Annotated in this window: 15 protein-coding genes; 5 read left to right on the plus strand and 10 right to left on the minus strand. The window is 73.0% G+C overall.

All coding sequences use genetic code 11. The features are described 5' to 3' along the window. Positions 1-8: 8 nt before the first annotated feature. The 7 genes from ACIP2X_RS28770 to ACIP2X_RS28800 form a co-directional block, all read right to left on the minus strand. Positions 9-1,397, minus strand: coding sequence for an aldehyde dehydrogenase family protein (locus ACIP2X_RS28770; RefSeq protein ID WP_401678062.1), 1,389 nt, complete (start codon positions 1,395-1,397; stop codon positions 9-11). A 101-nt stretch (positions 1,398-1,498) separates the two neighbouring features. Further along, positions 1,499-1,957: a DUF3574 domain-containing protein gene (locus ACIP2X_RS28775; RefSeq protein WP_401678065.1), complete on the minus strand. Its 459-nt coding sequence runs from the start codon at positions 1,955-1,957 to the stop codon at positions 1,499-1,501. An 888-nt stretch (positions 1,958-2,845) separates the two neighbouring features. Continuing rightward, positions 2,846-4,090, minus strand: coding sequence for an MFS transporter (locus ACIP2X_RS28780; RefSeq protein ID WP_401678068.1), 1,245 nt, complete (start codon positions 4,088-4,090; stop codon positions 2,846-2,848). A gap of 40 nt (positions 4,091-4,130) precedes the next feature. Next, positions 4,131-5,549, minus strand: coding sequence for a CitMHS family transporter (locus ACIP2X_RS28785; RefSeq protein WP_401678070.1), 1,419 nt, complete (start codon positions 5,547-5,549; stop codon positions 4,131-4,133). 133 nt (positions 5,550-5,682) lie between these two features. Beyond that, on the minus strand, positions 5,683-7,935 hold the full coding sequence (locus ACIP2X_RS28790) for a molybdopterin oxidoreductase family protein (protein WP_401678073.1): 2,253 nt from the start codon (positions 7,933-7,935) through the stop codon (positions 5,683-5,685). Positions 7,936-8,041: 106 nt separating this feature from the next. Beyond that, positions 8,042-8,659: a TetR family transcriptional regulator gene (locus tag ACIP2X_RS28795; protein ID WP_401678076.1), complete on the minus strand. Its 618-nt coding sequence runs from the start codon at positions 8,657-8,659 to the stop codon at positions 8,042-8,044. Beyond that, entirely contained in the window at positions 8,656-9,243 is a 588-nt protein-coding gene (locus tag ACIP2X_RS28800; RefSeq protein WP_401678079.1) for a hypothetical protein, read from the minus strand. Before ACIP2X_RS28800 ends, ACIP2X_RS28795 begins: the two co-directional genes overlap by 4 nt. Before the next feature lie 165 nt (positions 9,244-9,408). On the opposite strand from ACIP2X_RS28800, the gene hmgA reads away from it, so the two are divergent. The 4 genes from hmgA (at position 9,409) to ACIP2X_RS28820 (ending at position 14,090) form a co-directional block, all read left to right on the plus strand. Next, a complete protein-coding gene (gene hmgA / locus ACIP2X_RS28805) occupies positions 9,409-10,761 on the plus strand; it encodes a homogentisate 1,2-dioxygenase (RefSeq protein ID WP_401678082.1) in 1,353 nt (450 codons plus the stop codon). 27 nt (positions 10,762-10,788) lie between these two features. Next, complete coding sequence (locus tag ACIP2X_RS28810) at positions 10,789-11,538, plus strand: GntR family transcriptional regulator (protein WP_401678085.1); 750 nt, start codon at positions 10,789-10,791, stop codon at positions 11,536-11,538. 26 nt (positions 11,539-11,564) lie between these two features. Further along, the gene (locus ACIP2X_RS28815) at positions 11,565-12,707 is read left to right on the plus strand and encodes a type ISP restriction/modification enzyme (protein WP_401678088.1); all 1,143 of its coding nucleotides are present in this window, start codon (positions 11,565-11,567) and stop codon (positions 12,705-12,707) included. 186 nt (positions 12,708-12,893) lie between these two features. After that, entirely contained in the window at positions 12,894-14,090 is a 1,197-nt protein-coding gene (locus ACIP2X_RS28820) for a CaiB/BaiF CoA transferase family protein (protein ID WP_401678090.1), read from the plus strand. A 42-nt stretch (positions 14,091-14,132) separates the two neighbouring features. On the opposite strand, the gene ACIP2X_RS28825 is transcribed toward ACIP2X_RS28820, so the two are convergent. From ACIP2X_RS28825 to ACIP2X_RS28835, 3 genes are all read right to left on the minus strand, one after another. Continuing rightward, positions 14,133-14,402, minus strand: a complete 270-nt coding sequence (locus tag ACIP2X_RS28825) for a hypothetical protein (protein ID WP_401678093.1) — start codon at positions 14,400-14,402, stop codon at positions 14,133-14,135. 126 nt (positions 14,403-14,528) lie between these two features. Then, complete coding sequence (locus tag ACIP2X_RS28830; protein WP_401678096.1) at positions 14,529-15,335, minus strand: anti-sigma factor domain-containing protein; 807 nt, start codon at positions 15,333-15,335, stop codon at positions 14,529-14,531. A gap of 43 nt (positions 15,336-15,378) precedes the next feature. Next, entirely contained in the window at positions 15,379-15,921 is a 543-nt protein-coding gene (locus ACIP2X_RS28835) for a sigma-70 family RNA polymerase sigma factor (protein ID WP_401678099.1), read from the minus strand. A 213-nt stretch (positions 15,922-16,134) separates the two neighbouring features. Here ACIP2X_RS28835 and ACIP2X_RS28840 point away from each other — a divergent pair, with 213 nt between their 5' ends. Further along, positions 16,135-17,658, plus strand: coding sequence for a DUF4331 domain-containing protein (locus ACIP2X_RS28840; RefSeq protein ID WP_401678102.1), 1,524 nt, complete (start codon positions 16,135-16,137; stop codon positions 17,656-17,658). The last annotated feature ends 1 nt before the right edge of the window (position 17,659 follow it).

Raw genomic sequence — 17,659 nt, forward strand, 5'->3', positions numbered from 1 at the left:
GAACTCCTCTAGAACTGGAGGGACTTGGTCTGGAGGTACTCGGTCAGGCCGTGCACGCCGAGTTCACGGCCGACGCCCGAGCGCTTGTAGCCGCCGAAGGGCGCGAGCGGGTTGAAGCGGCCGCCGTTGATGTCGACCTGGCCCGTCTCCATCCGGCGCGCGAAGGCCACCGCCTCCGCCTCCTCGCCCGCCCAGACCGCGCCGGCGAGCCCGTACACCGTGCCGTTGGCGATCCGCAGGGCGTCCGCCTCGTCCTCGTACCGCAGGATCGACAGGACCGGCCCGAAGATCTCCTCCTGGGCGATGGCCATCTCCGGCGTGACGTCGGCGAAGACGGTCGGGCTGACGAAGTAGCCGCGCTCCCGCGGGGCCTGCGTGCCGCCCGCGACCAGGCGGGCGCCCTCGGCGACGCCCTTGTCGATGTATCCGCGCACGCGGTCGCGCTGCCGGGCGCTGACGAGGGGACCGATGCGCTCGCCGTACTTGGCGGCCGCGGCGACGGCCAGTTCGACGGCGGCGGTGTACTGCGAGGTGTGCACGAGCATCCGGGTCCACGCGCTGCACGTCTGCCCGGAGTTGGACATCACGTTGGCCACACCGACGCCGACCGCCCTGGCCAGGTCGGCGCTCGGCAGGATGACGTTGGCGGACTTGCCGCCGAGTTCGAGGGCGACCTTCTTGACGGCGGCGCCCGCCGTGGCGGCGATCTTGCTGCCGACCGCCGTGGAGCCGGTGAAGGAGACCAGGTCGACGCCCGGGTGCTCGGCGAGTGCCTGCCCGGCCACCGGGCCGAGGCCGGTCACGAGGTTGAACACGCCGGCCGGGACGCCCGCCTCGTGCACCGCCTCCGCGAAGGCCTGGGCGGTCAGCGGGGTGTCCTCGGCAGGCTTGAGGACGACGGTGCAGCCCGCGGCGAGAGCCGGGGCGACCTTGGCGACGATCTGGTGCAGGGGGTAGTTCCAGGGGGTGATCGCGCCCACCACGCCGACGGGCTCCTGGTAGACGGTCGAGTTGCCGACCTTCTCCTCGAACGCGTAGGTCGCGGCCAGTCCGGCGTACGAGCCCGCGACGGCGATCGGGGCGCCCATGTGGACCGCCTGCGAGAAGGGCAGGGGCGAGCCGAGCTCGGCGGTGATCGTCTCCGCGATCTCCTCCTTGCGGGCGACCAGTTCGTCGCGCAGGGCGGCCAGGCGCGCGGCGCGGTCGGCGGGTGGCGTGGCCGACCAGCCCGGCAGCGCGGCGCGGGCGGCCCGCACGGCCCGGTCCACGTCCTCGGCGGTGCCGGCCGGGACCTGGCCGACGACCTCCTCGTCGGCCGGGTTCACCACCTCGATCACGTCCTGGCCTGCGGCGGGGCGCCAGGCACCGTCGATGTACATCCCGTCCCGGGCCTTCATGGCCTACCTCCCGAACAGCGGCGTCGTCGGCACCCAAACTAGCGGCGATAGTTTTTCGGCGCCAGGCCCGGCGGGGAGGGTACGACGGCGCCGCCGAGTGCTCAGAAGTCGACCCGCACCTGATCGTCCACGCGGCCGACCGACTCCTGGCCGAAGGCCTTCTCGTAGTCCCGGCGGATCTCCTCGACCTTGCGGTCCCTGAGCGCCGCCTCGCCCGCCGGGTACAGCAGGATCAGCTCGTAGGACCGCTCCTTCGCGACGGTGCCGCTCGCGTCGCGCCACTGCCCGTATCCGCTCTGCACGGTCAGGCCGTCGGGGAAGTCCGGGGTCACCTCCTTGTCGACGAAGGCCGTGAACTGCCGTTCGGTGACGGCCGGTCCGCCGTCGGGCCGCGCCGTGCCGAAGAGGAGCCGCGTCTCGGTGTAGGCCGCGCCGCGCACCGGGGTGGAGGCGGCAGGGGCCTCCTCGTCGAAGGCGGCGTAGGCGGCCGGCGCCCCGAGGGCGAGCAGGGCGGCGCCGGCCGCGACGGAGATCCGGGCACGAGTGAGCTGAACAGTCATGCCCCTTCCCTTACCGCCCCCGGCGGACCGCACCACGGTGCCCACGCCGCGGACCGACCAGGGCACGGGCCGCACGGAAGCACGAAGGGCGCGCACGAAGAAGGGGGCGCGTACGTCAACGCCCCTGACACCCCCGGCGTCCAATCCGCGCCGCGGAAGCCCGGTCTCCCGTCGCGCCCACACACCGGTGCAACGCCCCGCACGGCCCGGAGCGGGGCGGGCAACCGGACCGCAACGGCCGCTCCGCACCGCAGGACCGGGCGCCACCCAGCGCACCCACCGCTGTCGGGCCGCAACTCCCGCCCCGCGCCGCAGGACCGGCGGCACCCACCGCACGCGCGACTGCCGCACCGCAGACGCCGACGACACGCAGCCGACGACACGACCGCCGCACCTCGCCGCAGCAGACTGCGTCACGCAGCCCACGCACCCCGCCGCACCCCGGTCGTCCCCATAGCCGACATCCCGGCCGGGCCGGCCGCGAGCGACCCCTCGGCGCAGCCCACGCACCCCCGCCGCAGCACCGCGGTCGTCCCCATAGCCGACATCCCGGCCGGGCCGAGCGCGACAGCCCGGCGCAGCCCACGCACCCCCGCAGCACCCCGGTCGCCCCCGTAGCCGACATCCCAGCCGGCCGCGAGCGACCCCTCGGCGCAGCCCACGCACCCCCGCAGCACCGCGGTCGTGCCCATAGCCGACATCCCGGCCGGGCCGAGCGCGACGGCCCGGCGCAGCCCACGCACCCCCGCCGCACCCCGGTCGCCCCCATAGCCGACATCCCAGCCGGGCCGAGCGCGACAGCCCGCCGCAGCCCACGCACCCCCGCCGCACCGCGGTCGTCCCCGTGGGCGGTGTGCCGGCCGGGCCGCGTGCCTCGGGGAAAATCGTTCACGAACCGCTCTTCTCCCGGCCTCGTGCGGTCGGGTGGGCGGACGTCGGTCGGTCGGACGGTGTCGCGTCGCGCGGCGGGCGGGTCGGTGAGCGCATCGCAACTCCCGCCGACAGCAGCAGCAGACCGCCGAGCATCACGAACGGGGCCGCCACCCCCGCCACCCCCGCGATCAGACCCGCCGTCGCCGGGGCCGCGACCTGGCCCAGGCGGTTGCCCGTGAGGCGCAGCGCGAGGGCGGTGGAGCGGGCGTCGGGCGGGGCGGCCTGGACCACCGTCGTCATGGACAGCGGCTGCCCGACCCCGAGGCAGAAGCCCAGCGCCGCGAGGACCGGTGCCAGCGCCCACACCGGCACCGGCAGCGCGATCGCGGCGCACAGCAGCGCCGCCAGCAGACAGCTCAGGGTGAGCAGCAGGGTGCGGCCCAGCTTCAGCAGCGGGGTCAGCACGAGCCGGCACGCGATGGTCGCCGCCGCACGCAGACCGAGCAGCAGACCGACCACCGAGGGCGCGATGCCCCGGTGTTCGCCGACCACCGGCAGGTAGGCGGTGAGGACGTCGGTCGCGGAGAGCACGGAGAGACTGATCAGGATGCCCGCGGGGACGCCCCGGGCCCGCAGGATGCCCCGCACCGGGACGCGTTCGCCGCCTGCCGCACGGGACCCGTGCGGCGTACGGCGCTGCTCTGTGCGCCACAGCGACGTGCACGCCACCGCGGCGACCGCGCCCGCGACGAGCAGGGCGAGCGCGCTGCTGCCCGCCATGTCGTGGCCGCCGATCAGGGCGCCGGCCGCGACGGGTCCGACCAGTTGTCCGAGAGAGGCGCCGATGGTGAAGTGCCCGAAGTTGCGGTCCTGTTCGTGCGGCGCGGACTGGCGGGCGACCAGCGACTGGGCGCCGATGACGAAGCCGAGGTGCCCGAGGCCCATCACTCCGCTCCAGATCGCCATCCCCCACAGGGAGTCGACGAGGCCGCTGAGCGCGCAGCCGCCGGATATCAGGACGACACCGGCGGGCAGCAGGGGCGCGCAGCGGCCGTGGTCGGTACGGCGGCCCAGCGGCACCGCGGCGAACAGCGGGAGCAGGGCGTACACCCCCGCGATCACTCCGATCGCCCGTTCGTCGGCGCCGAGCGCGAGGGCCCGGTAGGAGACGGCGGGCCGGGCCATCGACACCGCCGCCTGCGCGAAGCTGAAGGCGATGACGAGGCGGAGCAGCCAGCCGCGGTTCCCAGCGGGCCCCATGGTCGTGTACCTCCGGGCTGATGTCGTCGGGTCGGTTACGTCAGATGATGCCGAACAGGATTCCGGCGCCCAGGATCACCAGGCACGTCATGGCCGCGTACTTCACGACGAACCGCGTGTGGTCGCCGAACTCGACCTTCGCCATGCCGACCAGCACGTACACGGCCGGCACCAGCGGGCTCGACATGTGCAGCGGCTGCCCGACCAGCGCGGCGCGGGCCATCTCCACCGGCGTCACCCCGTGCGCCGCGCCGGCCTCGGCGAGGACCGGCAGGACACCGAAGTAGAAGCCGTCGTTGGACATGAAGTAGGTGAGCGGGAGACTCAGCACGCCGGTGACCAGGGCCATGTGCGGGCCCATGCTGCCGGGGATGATGTCGACCAGCCAGGTGGCCATGCCGTCGACCATCCCGGTGCCCTGGAGGACGCCGGTGAAGACGGCGGCGGCGAAGACCATGCCGGAGACGTTGAGGACGTTGTCGGCGTGCGCGGCGAGCCGGGCCTTCTGGTCCGGGATGTTCGGGAAGTTGACGGTGAGCGCGAGGGCGGCGCCGATCAGGAACAGCACCGGGATCGGCAGCAGCTCCATGATCATGGCGGTGAGCAGGCCCGCCGTGAGCAGCGCGTTGAACCAGAGCAGCTTCGGACGCAGGGTGGCGCGGTCGGGGTCCAGGCCCTGGAAGTCGTCGTCGCCGGGGTTCTCGGCGTCGGTGCCGGAGCCGGAGCCGACGGTGTCCCGCCCGGCGCCCGCACCGGAGGCGCCGGAGCCACCGGCCGCACCGGCGCCGCCCGAGCCCACGAGCACGGTCTCCTTCTCCTCCTCCAGCACCTCGTCCAGCGTCAGCACGCCGAGCCGGCGGCGCTCGCGCAGACCGAGGACGTACGAGAGGGCGACGACGAAGACCAGACCGACGGCGAGGGCCGGGATCATGGGTACGAAGATGTCGCCGGCGTCCAGCTTCAGGGCGGTGGCGGCGCGGGCGGTCGGGCCGCCCCACGGCAGGGTGTTCATCACGCCGTTGGCGGTCGCCGCGACACCGGTCATCACGACCAGGCTCATCTTCAGCCGCTTGTAGAGCGGGTACATCGCCGAAACGGTGATCATGAACGTGGTCGAGCCGTCGCCGTCCAGCGACACGATCGCGGCGAGCAGCGCCGTCCCGACGACGATGCGCATCGGGTCGGCCTTGCAGAACTTGAGGATGCCCCGGACGATCGGGTCGAAGAGACCGACGTCGATCATCACCCCGAAGTAGACGATCGCGAACATGAGCATCGCCGCGGTGGGGGCGAGGCTGGAGACTCCGTCGATGACGTAGTCGCCGAGGTGGGCGCCCTTGCCCACGACCACACAGAAGAGCGCGGGGATGAGCACGAGCGCCGCGATCGGCGACATCTTCTTCAGCATGATCAGGACCAGGAAGGTCGCGATCATGGCGAAGCCGAGGATGGTCAGCATGAATGGATACCTAACGTTCGCCCTTGAACTCCCACCAGGGCCGGCGGTTCGACGACGTTAGGTCCCGCCAAACGGCGTTAACAAGACGTTGACGTGCGAGCAATAAGCGCAAAACTCCTGGTCACAGCTTTGCTCAGGTCAGCGCGGTGATCGTTTCGGTCACCGGCGCGAGCTCCACGGGCACGCCGTTGAGGACCGCGTTGCCAGAGAGCGGGTCGAGCCGGCTGCCGTCGAGGAGCTGGTTGACGTTGACGCCGGGGTCGGTGGCGGCGTGCGCGAGACGGGTGCCGGGGCGGTCGTGGCCCCAGCCGTGCGGGAGGCTGACCACGCCGGGCCGTACGCCGTCGGTGACCTCGGCGGGGGCCGTGACCTCTCCCCCGGCGCCCTTCACCCGGACCGGCGCCCCGTCGCGCACGCCGAGCCGGTCGGCGTCCTCGGGGTGGATCTGCAGGGTGCAGCGGTTGGTGCCGCCGGTCAGTGCGGGGACGTTGTGCATCCAGCTGTTGTTGGACCGCAGATGGCGGCGTCCGACGAGCACGAGGCCGGCGGCGCGCTCCGTCATGGCCCGGCGCAGCCGCGGCAGGTCGCCGGCGAGGGGCGCCGGCAGCAGCTCCACCTTGCCGCTCTTCGTCTTCAGCGGCTGCGGCAGCCGGGGGCGCAGCGGCCCGAGGTCGATGCCGTGCGGATGCGCGAGCAGTTCGGCCAGGCCCAGCCCGCCGGGACGTGCGCCGAAGCCTTCGCCGTACGGGCCGAGACGCAGCATCATGTCGAGTCGCCGCTCGGGGCCGTTGTCGCCGTGGAGCCGGGCGGCGAGTTCGCGCGGGTCCTGGCCGTGCACCGGTGAGTGGGGGTCGGTGACGGCCTTGCCGAGGGTCTGCTCGACGACCATCGCGTCGACGGCGCCGGGGTCGGCGCCGTGCATGCCGGAGACGGCCAGCACGAGCCGGGCGAGAATCTCGGTCTCGGCCATCCGGCCCGGCTCCAGCGGGACGGCGGGGCGGGTGTAGCGGACCTGGTTGCGCACGGCGAGGGAGTTGAAGGCGAAGTCGTGGTGGGCGCTCTGGGACGGCGGGGGCGGCGGCAGCACGACGTGGGCGTGGCGGGAGGTCTCGTTGAGGTAGGGGTCGACGCCGACCATGAAGTCCAGCGAGTCGAGGGCCTTGTCGAGCCGGTCGCCGTCGGGCGCGGACAGCACCGGATTGGCGGCGATCGCGATCAGTGCCCGCACCGGCTCGCCCTCGTCGGTGGCGGTGTCGATCTCCTCGGCGAGCGCGGAGAGCGGCATCTCGCCCTTCGCCTCGGGGTGCCCGCTCACCCGGGACCGCCAGCGCCCGAGCGCGAAGCCCCGGCCGGGTCCTGCCGGGCGGGGTGTGCGGTCGGTGGCGGCCTGCGGGAAGAGGGCGCCGCCCGGCCGGTCGAGGTTGCCGGTGAGGATGTTGAGGACGTCGACGAGCCAGCTGGCGAGCGTGCCGTGCGGGACCGTGCAGCTGCCGATGCGTCCGTAGACGGCGGCGGTGGGGGCGGCGGCCAGTTCCCGGGCGAGGGCGCGGGTGACGGCGGGCTCGACGTCGCAGGCACCGGCGACGGCCTCGGGGGTGAAGTCCCGCATCGCTTCCCGGAGTTCGGCGAGTCCCTCGACATGCGGGGCGAGGTCGCCGAGCGCGACCAGGTCCTCCTCGAAGAGGACGTGCGCCATCGCGGCGAGCAGCAGCGCGTCCGCGCCGGGCCGGATGGCGATGTGACGGTCGGCGAGCCTGGCGGTGCGGGTGCGGCGCGGGTCGATCACGGTCAGCGTGCCGCCGCGCGCCTTGAGCGCCTTGAGCTTGCCGGGGAAGTCGGGCGCGGTGCACAGACTCCCGTTGGACTCCAGGGGGTTGGCGCCGATCAGCAGGAGGTGGGCGGTGTGGTCGAGGTCGGGCACGGGGATCGCGTTCGCGTCGCCGTACAGGAGCCCGCTGGAGACGTGCTTGGGCATCTGGTCGACCGTGGAGGCGGTGAAGACGCTGCGGGTGCCGAGGGCGCCGAGCAGGACCGGCGGGTAGAGCGCGCCGGCCATGGTGTGCACGTTGGGGTTGCCGAGGACGACGCCGACGGAGTGCGCCCCGTACCGCTCGACGACCGGGCGGATCCCGGCGGCCACGGCGTCGAACGCCTCCTGCCAACTGGCCTCGCGCAGCTCGCCGTCCCGGCGCACGAGCGGCCCGCGCAGCCGGTCGGGGTCGCCGTCGACGGCTCCGAAGGAGGCACCCTTGGGACAGATGAACCCCTCGCTGAAGACGTCGTCGCGGTCCCCGCGGGCGCCGGTGACCCGGGTCCCCTCGATGGTGAGCGTCAGCCCGCAGGTGGCCTCGCACAGGGGGCAGATTCGCAGGGCGGTGCGGGACATGGGTCCTCCCGGGTCGGACGACGACGGCGACGCACGGACGCGATGAGCATACCGACCGGTTGGCATGTCGGGGACCCCCTCTACGAGAGCCCTTGTGCGGGAGCCGTCAGTCCAGCACCCCTCCCAGGTAGGCCCGCAGCATCGCCCGCATCTCCGCGACGATGTCCTCGTCCCCCTCCGGATCCACCCGGAACGCCAGTTGCACCAGGGCGTCCGCGGTCTCCACGGCGATCAGGAAGGTGCGCCGCAGTTCCGCGTCCGGTTCGCGGGTGAGATGGCCGCCGAGGAGCTCGGTGAGCCGGTCCGCCACACGGTGGTTGGGCTCGGTCTGGCGGCTGCCGACCGGGATCTGGTTGCCGAAGTCCACGAGGGAGAAGCCGGGCGCGGTGCGCTTCATGAGGAGGTACTCGTCCAGCACGGCGTCCATGGCGGCCCGCCAGTCGCCCCTCTCCGCGCCCTCCAGGCGCGCGGTGACCCGCTCGGCGTAACGGTCCAGGTTGCGCTGGGCGAGCGCGTGGGCCATCTGCCTCTTGTTGCCGAAGAAGCGGTAGACGGAGCCGATGGGCACGCCGGCCCGCTGGGCCACGGCGCGGGTGCTCAGGTCGTCGTAGCCGACCTCGTCGAGGAGGTCGGCGCAGGCGTCGAGGATGCGGGTCAGCCGTTCGGCACTGCGCCGCTGGACGGGCGCACGACGGAGCGTGGTCGGTTGGGGCACGGGCTTCATGATGCCGTTCCGCCGGGATCCGGTGAACCTCCGCCTCCGGTCCGCCCGTTCACTCCCGGCGCACCTGTGGTGGCCGTCGGCTCGCTGCCCGAGGCGGTGATGTCGGCCGTGCACTCGACGGGCTCGCCGTCGACCGCCCACACGGTGCCGTCGTCGGCGTACAGCCGCGCGGTCACCTGGTGCGTGCCGCGCGGGACGAGCGTCGCGGCCAGCCGGTGCTCGGGGTCGCGCAGTTCGGCCACCGGGCGGCCGTCCACGAAGAGGCGCGCGACGCCCCGGCCGGGGACCGCCCGGGGCGCCGTACCGGCCGGCGAGAAGCCGAAGTCGCGCAGGCGCAGACGCACGTCCCACCCGGCGCCGGAGGCGTCGGGCTGCACCTCTATGCCGATCTCGGGCGCGTCCTGCGCGCGCACCTCGCGGTAGGGGCGTCCGGCCTCGTCGGTGTCGTCGAGCAGCCGGCCCGCCGCCGGCGGCGAGTCCCCGTTCTTCGGCTCCCCGGCATCGCTCGTGCCGCAGCCCGCGGCCGCGACCACCATCAGGGCACAGACCGCGAGCGCGGCACGGGATCGGCGCGTCCACGACATGCGGGCGAGCGTAGAACACCGGTACGACGCCCCGAATCCCCCTGGAGTCTGGTTCTCGGCCGTCCTCCGTCGTCCGCCGAGAGGAGGGCGCACGTCCCCCTTGCGCCGGAGCAACCGCAATCCTACGGTGAACCATAGGAATCGGCGTGCAAGGGAGCAGCGATCATGAGCGATGGGGGTACCTCCCGCGCGAGCGTGTTCGAGCGTGGGGAAGCGCGGAAGACCGCCGAAGGGCTGGGCCACCTGTCCGGCTTCGGCAACGAGCACAGCTCACAGGCCCTTCCGGGCGCACTGCCCGAGGGCCGCAACTCACCCCAGCGCGCCCCCCTCGGCCTGTACGCGGAGCAGCTCAGCGGCACGGCGTTCACCGAGCCCCGCGCCCACAACCGCCGCTCGTGGCTCTACCGCATCCGTCCCTCGGCCGCGCACCCGGCGTTCACCCGCACCGACAACGGCGGCCTGCGCTCGGCCCCCTTCACCGAGACCGTCCCGGACCCCAACCGGCTGCGCTGGAACCCGCTGCCCGAACCGCCGCCCGGCACCGACTTCCTGGCGGGCCTGTGGACCCTCGGCGGCAACGGCGACGTCACCCAGCGCACCGGCATGGCCGTGCACCTCTACCACGCCACCGCCGACATGGACCGCGTCCTCAGCGACGCGGACGGCGAGCTGCTGATCGTGCCGGAGCGCGGCGGGCTGCTGCTGCGCACGGAGTTCGGGCTGCTGGCGGTGGAGCCCGGCCATGTCGCGTTGATCCCGCGCGGGGTCCGCTTCCGCGTGGAGCTCCTCGACGACGTCGCCCGCGGCTACGTCTGCGAGAACTACGGCGCCCCCTTCCGCCTTCCCGACCTCGGCCCGATCGGCGCCAACGGCCTCGCCAACCCCCGGGACTTCCGGGCGCCGGTGGCCGCGTACGAGGACGTCGAGGGCCCGGTGGAGGTGGTCAACAAGTTCTGCGGCAACCTCTGGACGGCGACGTACGACCACTCGCCGCTCGACGTGGTCGCCTGGCACGGCAACCATGTGCCCTACGTCTACGACCTGCGCCGCTTCAATGTGATCGGCACCATCTCCTACGACCACCCGGACCCGTCGATCTTCACGGTGCTCACCTCGCCGTCCGACACCCCCGGGCTCGCGGGCGTCGACTTCGTGGTCTTCGCGCCGCGCTGGCTGGTGGGTGAGGACACGTTCCGGCCGCCGTACTTCCACCGGAACGTGATGAGCGAGTACATGGGACTCGTCGAGGGCGCGTACGACGCGAAGGCCGAGGGCTTCGTGCCGGGCGGCGGCTCGCTGCACAACATGATGTCGGCGCACGGCCCGGACCGGGAGACGTTCGACCGGGCGAGCGCGGCCGAGCTGCGGCCCCAGCGGATCGACGACGGACTGGCGTTCATGTTCGAGACGCGCTGGCCGATGACCCTGACACCGCAGGCGGAGCACGCGGACCACCTGCAACAGCGCTACGACGACGTGTGGCAGGGCATGGAGCGGCACTTCCGCCCCTTGCACTGACCGGACCCTGCCGGTACGGATGGCCCCGTGACCTCCTTCGCCCCGGACTCGATCGTCCTGAACCGCAAGCTGCCGCTCTGGTACCAGGTCTCGCAGTCGCTGCGCGCCTCGATACTCGGCCGCTCGCCCCGGGATCCGCTGCGCCTGCCGACCGAGGAGCAGCTCGCGGGGCACTACGGCGTGAGCGTGCTGACCATGCGGCAGGCGCTGAAGGAACTGGAGGACGAGGGCCTGATCAGCCGGCACCGCAGGCGCGGCACCTTCATCGAGCCCAGCGCGCGGCGGGGCGCCCCGGTGCGGCTGCTGGGCTCGGTGGACGCGATCGTGGCCCAGCAGTCCGGCATGACCGCCGAGTTGCTGGACCACGGCCGCACGCCGGTGCCCGCGGAACTCGCCGAGTACTTCCCCGACCTCGGCGAGGTGGCGACGTACCACCGGCTGCGCAGCGACGAGAAGACGGGCGAGCCGACCAACCACGCCCACAACTACGTCCGCCCCGAGGTGGCCGCCCGGATCGACCTGGACGATCTGGGCCGCTGGCCGATGACCAAGGTGCTGCGGGACGTGGTCGGGGCGGACATCAGCCGCATCACGGACACGGTGGAGGCCCGGCTCGCGGACCCCGAGACGGCACGGCTGCTCAACGTGCCGCTGCTCAGCCCGATCCTGCACTACACCGGCGTGACGTACGACGCGGACGGGCGGGTGCTGGACGTCGCCGTCATCCACTACCGGGGCGACCGCTTCTCCTTCACGGTGACGCTGGACGCCACCTGACCCATGCGCCGGGGGGCCGACGTACGATGCCCAGCGTGACGCACGACGACGCTCCGCTGCTCGCGGACCTCATGCCGTGGTCCGTCGCACCGCCGCGCATCGGCCGGGGGTGGCCGACGGCCCCCGACCCGTCCTCACTGACGGCACGCTGGGACGCCCTGATGAAAGCCGAGGGCGCCGACCGCGAGGCCCTCTTCCAGCCGTCGCGCTCCCGCACCCTGCACTCGGCGGTCGGGCAGCTGCCGGGCCGCCCCACCGGCACGGAGAGGCTGCTGCGCGCCCAGGGGCCCTGCCCGGAGCCGGTGCGGGTGCTGCCGGCGCCCTTCGACGAGCAGTGGCTCATCCCGGACCACCGGCTGATCGACGTGGCCCGGCCGGAGTTGTGGCGGGTGGCCGACGAGCGGCAGGTCTTCGTGGTCGAGAACCCCGAGGGCGCCCCCCACCTGCTGGCCACCTCCTTGCTCCCGCTGCTCCGCCCCGGCCGGGTACGGCCCCTGTACCGCCGCCCCGGCGGCGCCGAGCCGAACCTGGCCCCGGGCCTGCTGGAGCATCTGGCCGTCCGCCTCGGCGAGGCCCCCGACCCGGTCGACGTCCTGGCGTGGATCCTGGGCGCGGTACGGGCGGACCTCACGGTCCCCCTCACCACGGACCCCGCGCTCTGGTCGCGGGGCGTGGCGAGGGGCCGCCGCATGCTCTGGCTGCTGCGCCGCGACGGCGACCGCCCCAAACTGCCCGGCGGCCGCCGCCCCTACGTCCGCGCCCCGCTGCCCGCTCGGCCGCGCGCGCTCCACTACGACCGCGACGAGGAGGCCCTGTACCTGGACGAGGGCCGCGTCTCCCCCGTGCCGTCCGAGGCCTGGGACTTCGAGGCGGGCGGGGTCCGCGTCCTGGAGCAGTGGTTCGCGGCCCGGACGGCCGAGGGCGAGCCCGGCACCCTCCTCGCGATCCGCCCGGCGACCTGGCCCCAGACGTGGACCTCAAAGCTGCTGGAGCTGATCACGGTCCTCACCCTGCTGGCCGAACTGCCCTCCCTGGAGACGGAGTCGACCCTCACCGCGACCGAGCTGCACAACGCGGGCGTCCTGCCGGTCCCGGCCCCGGCCCGCCGTCCCGCCTCGGTCCTGGACCACCACGAGGAGGGTCCGGAGGGCCAGTTCGCCCTGCTCTAGGGCCGGTCTGACAATTCGCGTCGTCGCCCGGAGGCCGGCCGGACGGCGTCAGGCGCGTGCTCTCGGTGCGCCGAGAGTGCGTGCATGGCGCCGTCCGGCAGACGGGAATTGTCAGACAGGCCCCAGCGCGGTGAGAAGGCCGGCGCCCGCTGACAGGAGGGGTGCGTCCGGGACATGATCCACCTCATGGACCGTCTCCCCCTGCCCCTGGAGGGCATCACCGTCGTCGCCGTCGAGCAGGCGGTCGCCGCACCCTTCGCCACCCGGCAGCTCGCCGACCTCGGTGCCCGGGTCGTCAAGGTCGAACGGGTCGACGGCGGCGACTTCGCCCGCGGCTACGACACCGCGGCTCGCGGCCTCGCCTCCCACTTCGTCTGGTGCAACCACGGCAAGGAGTCCATCGCGCTGGACCTGAAGGACCCGCGCGGACTGGACGCCGTACGGCGGCTGGTGGCGGAGGCGGACGTGTTCGTGCAGAACCTCGCGCACGGAGCGGCGGCGCGCCTCGGGCTCGACGCGGCCACCTTGTGCGCCGCGCACCCGCGGCTGATCGCCGTGGACATCTCCGGATACGGGGCGTCGGGGCCGTACGCGGACAAACGGGCGTACGACATGCTCGTGCAGTGCGAGGCCGGGCTGGTGTCCGTGACGGGGACGCCCGGGCAGCCCGTCAAGGCGGGGATCCCGGCGGCGGACATCGCGGCGGCCATGTACGCCTTCTCGGGCGTGCTGGCGGCGCTGGTGCGGCGCGGCACCACCGGGCGGGGCGGGCCGGTGGAGGTGTCGATGCTGGAGGCGCTCACCGAGTGGATGGGGCACCCGCTGCACCATTCGATGCACGACGGCGCACCACCGGCGCGCACGGGTCTCGCGCACGCCGTCATCGCCCCCTACGACGCCTATGCCACGGCGGACGGCGGGCGGGTGCTGCTGTCGGTGCAGAACGACCGGGAGTGGCGGCGGCTCGCCGAACAGGTTCTCGGCCGACCGGAGTTGGGGAGCGATCCGGAGTTCGCGACGAACGCGGCGCGGGTGGCGCACCGGGAACGCACGGACGCGCAGGTCGCGCGGGCCCTGGCGACGCTGACCGCCGACCAGGCACAGGACCTGCTGGAGGCCGCGGGGATCGCGTGCGCCCGGCTGCGGGACGTACGGGAGGTGGCGGAGCATCCGCAGCTGGCGGCCCGGGAGCGGTGGCGGGAGGTGGGTTCGCCCGCCGGGCCGCTCAGGGCGCCGCTGCCCCCGATCACCTGGCCGGGTGGGGAGCCGGCGCGGAGCGGGGACGTACCCGCGCTCGGACAGCACACCGAAGCTTTGCTGCGTGCCGTGGGGATGACGGACGGCGAGATCGCAGCGCTGCGCCGGGACGGTGTGGCCGCCTGAGCGCGGGCCCTCGAAGAATGCGTCGGGGGACGACCGTGCGGGTCAGTGGCCGCCGAACAGCGAACGGCGCAGGCGACGCAGGGGGGCGAAGAGCGAGACCCGACGCACCCGCGACACCCGGTCGCTGCGCTCGTGCGCGGTGTCACGTGCGGTTATCTCACGCATCAGCGAGGTCGCCTCGGCCGCCTCACGCTGCGGGACGGCGGGGCCGGCCAGCACCGAGAGATGGCGGTCGAGGCGCGAACTGGTCGCGCTGCTCCCGCAGGTGATCGCAGGGACCCTTGCCCTGCTGCGCACTGTTATCTGTTCCATGTCACTCCCCACCCGTACGAGTCCACCCGGCCCGGGCAGGGTAACCCTATCTCCCCCTTGGGGCACGCGTGTATCGCGGTCACAGGATTCACCTTCCCCGTAAGGGCGTTGACCATCCCTCTTCGATCACCCTCCGAATCCAACCGATTCCAGGGCGAGTTGGACAACCGGCTGAGTGGTGGGCCGGAGCGACCCCCCGTCGGGCTCGACGGTCACAGCGAGTGACGTCGCCCCTCTGTCCAGGCCGTTCGCCACGAAGGGCGTGTCGCCGTCCAGGAGACCGAGGGAGCGTGGTGGCGCCTGGGGGCGCATGACCCACAGTTGATGCACGCGGTCGTCCGGCAGGGTGTCGTACCCGTTCAGGGTGACGACCGCGCGCCCCTCCGATGCGGAGGCGATCACTCCGATCGTTCGTCCCTCGGCATCCCGTCCGGTGGCCGCACGGGCGTCCGGAGCGGCCAGGACGTGGGCGATCTCACGTGATCTGTCCCGCTCGGCGGCCAGTTGCTCACCGGTCCGGTTCGCCTGGACGGCGAACAGCGCGGCGACGACCAGCGCGGCGGCGGCGGTCGCGGTGGCGAAGGGGACGAACAGGGGGCGCGTCCGGGGCGCGCGGGCGCGTGCCGGTGGCGGCTGCGCGCCCCACACGTGCGGAGGCAGCACGGCCTCGCGCGCGCGGGGCGGCTCCTGCGGGGTCGTGCGCACGGCGGCCAGCACCCGCTCGCGCAGTGCCGCCGGAGCGGGGGCGGCCGTGGACCAGGCGAGCCGCACCGCGTCCTCGGACAGCTCCCGAACCTCGCGCGCACAGCGCTCGCAGGACGCGAGGTGCTTCTCGAAGCGCGCGCGTTCGTCCGGTTCCAGGGCGTCGAGCGCGTACGGCGCGGCGAGGCCGTGCAGGTCGGCGCGGCCGCGCAGCCGGTCGAGCAGGCTCATGCCGTACCCCCTCGGCCCTCGGGGAGCGGACGGTTCAGAAAGCTCACGCGACTCCTCCGAGGCACTCGCGCAGCCGGGTCAGTCCGTCGCGCATCCGGGTCTTGACCGTGCCGAGCGGCAACGAGAGCCGTTGCGCCACTTCACGGTAGGTGTAGCCGTCGTAGTAGGCGAGGGTGACGGACTCCCGCTGGAGCGCGGTGAGCCGGTTCAGGCACCGGCGCACCCACTCGCGTTCGAGCCCCGCCTCCACCTCCTCGGCGACCTGGTCGAAGGGGGGCGTCCCGGAGCGCATCGCCTCGCGCTGCTCCCGTTCGCCGGCCGCGCGGGCGCTGCGCACCCGGTCCACGGCACGGCGGTGGGCGAGCGTGAGGATCCAGGACAGGGCACTGCCGCGGGCGGGGTCGAAGCGTGCGGCGGACCGCCACAGTTCGAGCAGGACCTCCTGGGCCACCTCCTCGGACTGTGCCGCGTCCCGCACCACTCGCCTGACCAGCCCGAACACGGGCCCGGACACCAGTGCGTAGAGCTCCTCGAACGCCACCTGGTCCCCGCCCGCGACGCGGATCAGCAGTCTGTCCGCCTCCACGCGCTCCCCCTTTCCGCGGCCTCCGTGACCGCACCCCGGCCGCCCCGTCACACCAGACATTCGCAACGCACGCACCTCCGGATGGGGTTACGGATCAGCGCGCGGAAAACGCGGGTCGGGCGGCCGGGAAAAGAATTTCGCGTCCGACCAATCCGGTCCACCCCCGGTCCCGAATCCCCGGCATCAGGCAAGTCGGCACGGAGGACGGACGGCATGACAGCAATCTCCAAGCGCGGCGCGGGACTCCGGAGCGTCGCCACCCTCGTCTGTGGTGCGCTGGCCGCCGGGGGGCTCGCGGCCGCCGGCGTGACCACGCTGGAACCGGGGGCGGCCGCCGCCTCCAGTCACCGCGAGGCCCCGCTCATATCGGGGACCCCGCAGTACGACAACACCGACGTGTACGCGTTCGTGAGCCCGGACAAGCCGGACACCACGACGATCATCGCGAACTGGATCCCGTTCGAGGAGCCGGCCGGCGGACCGAACTTCTTCACGTTCGCCGAGGACGCCCAGTACGACCTGCACGTCGACAACGACGGTGACGGACAGGGCGAGCTGCTGTTCCGCTACACCTTCCGCACGCACGTCAAGAACAAGAAGACGTTCCTCTACAACACCGGTCCCGTCGAGACCCTGGACGACAAGGACCTCAACGTCACGCAGACCTACGACGTCGAGCTGCTGCGGCTGAAGAAGCAGCGGCTGCTGTCCCGCACGAAGATCGCGGACGACGTCCCGGTCGCGCCGTCGAACGTCGGCAAGGCGTCCATGCCCGACTACGCGGGGCTGCGCAAGGCGGCGGTGCACGAACTCGCGGGCGGCTCCACGACGTTCGCCGGTCAGGCCGACGATCCGTTCTTCCTCGACCTGCGGGTCTTCGACCTGCTCTACGGCGGGGACCTCTCCGAGGTCGGCAACGACACGCTCAAGGGCTACAACGTCAACTCCATCGCCCTCCAGGTGCCCAACCACCTGATCCAGGAGTCCGCCCGGCAGCCCGTCGTCGGTATCTGGTCGACGACCCAGCGCAAGAACGCCCAAGGGCACTTCCGGCAGGTCTCGCGCCTCGGCAACCCGCTGGTCAACGAGGTCGTCAACCCGATCGAGGACAAGGACACCTTCAACGCGTCCGGTCCCTGGGACGACGCCCAGTTCCTGGAGAACGTCACCCAGCCCGAACTGCCCAAGCTGATCGAGGCGATCTACAAGATCCCGGCGCCCGCCGAGCCGCGCGACGACCTGGTGGACGTCTTCCTCAAGGGTGTGAAGGACCTCAACCAGCCGCCCCATGTGACGCCGTCCGAGATGCTGCGCCTGAACACGTCCGTCAAGCCCACCGCCGCACCGAAGCGGCTCGGCGTGCTGGACGGCGACAACGCGGGCTTCCCCAACGGCCGCCGTCTCACGGACGACGTGATCGACGCCTCCCTCCAGGTCGTCGAGGGTGAACTGCTCGGTGCCAAGAACGATCTGGGCGACGCCGTGGACAAGAACGACAAGGAGTTCGAGAAGGCCTTCCCGTACGTGGCCCTGCCGACGGAGGGCTCGCGTGGCCCGCTCGCCAAGGGCACCTCGGGCGGCAACGACGTGCGCAGCCAGATCGGTGACGCGCTCCAGCCCGCCGGCTCGGACGACACGACCCTGATCGCCGCCTCCGCGGGCGCGGGCGCCGGCGGAATCCTGCTGATCGGCGCCGCCCTGCTGTGGTGGCGCCGGATGCGGGGCCGCGCGTACTGAC

Source organism: Streptomyces sp. NPDC089424, assembly GCF_044749345.1.
In the GTDB taxonomy this organism is placed as follows: domain Bacteria; phylum Actinomycetota; class Actinomycetes; order Streptomycetales; family Streptomycetaceae; genus Streptomyces.

What these genes read in the sequence shown, in the direction of transcription:
- ACIP2X_RS28770 (WP_401678062.1), bottom strand. Translation starts at nt 1,397, where the DNA reads ATGAAGGCCCGGGACGGGATGTACATCGACGGTGCCTGGCGCCCCGCC.
- ACIP2X_RS28775 (WP_401678065.1), bottom strand. Translation starts at nt 1,957, where the DNA reads ATGACTGTTCAGCTCACTCGTGCCCGGATCTCCGTCGCGGCCGGCGCC.
- ACIP2X_RS28780 (WP_401678068.1), bottom strand. Translation starts at nt 4,090, where the DNA reads ATGGGGCCCGCTGGGAACCGCGGCTGGCTGCTCCGCCTCGTCATCGCC.
- ACIP2X_RS28785 (WP_401678070.1), bottom strand. Translation starts at nt 5,549, where the DNA reads ATGCTGACCATCCTCGGCTTCGCCATGATCGCGACCTTCCTGGTCCTG.
- ACIP2X_RS28790 (WP_401678073.1), bottom strand. Translation starts at nt 7,935, where the DNA reads ATGTCCCGCACCGCCCTGCGAATCTGCCCCCTGTGCGAGGCCACCTGC.
- ACIP2X_RS28795 (WP_401678076.1), bottom strand. Translation starts at nt 8,659, where the DNA reads ATGAAGCCCGTGCCCCAACCGACCACGCTCCGTCGTGCGCCCGTCCAG.
- ACIP2X_RS28800 (WP_401678079.1), bottom strand. Translation starts at nt 9,243, where the DNA reads ATGTCGTGGACGCGCCGATCCCGTGCCGCGCTCGCGGTCTGTGCCCTG.
- hmgA (WP_401678082.1), top strand. Translation starts at nt 9,409, where the DNA reads ATGAGCGATGGGGGTACCTCCCGCGCGAGCGTGTTCGAGCGTGGGGAA.
- ACIP2X_RS28815 (WP_401678088.1), top strand. Translation starts at nt 11,565, where the DNA reads ATGCCCAGCGTGACGCACGACGACGCTCCGCTGCTCGCGGACCTCATG.
- ACIP2X_RS28820 (WP_401678090.1), top strand. Translation starts at nt 12,894, where the DNA reads ATGGACCGTCTCCCCCTGCCCCTGGAGGGCATCACCGTCGTCGCCGTC.
- ACIP2X_RS28825 (WP_401678093.1), bottom strand. Translation starts at nt 14,402, where the DNA reads ATGGAACAGATAACAGTGCGCAGCAGGGCAAGGGTCCCTGCGATCACC.
- ACIP2X_RS28830 (WP_401678096.1), bottom strand. Translation starts at nt 15,335, where the DNA reads ATGAGCCTGCTCGACCGGCTGCGCGGCCGCGCCGACCTGCACGGCCTC.
- ACIP2X_RS28840 (WP_401678102.1), top strand. Translation starts at nt 16,135, where the DNA reads ATGACAGCAATCTCCAAGCGCGGCGCGGGACTCCGGAGCGTCGCCACC.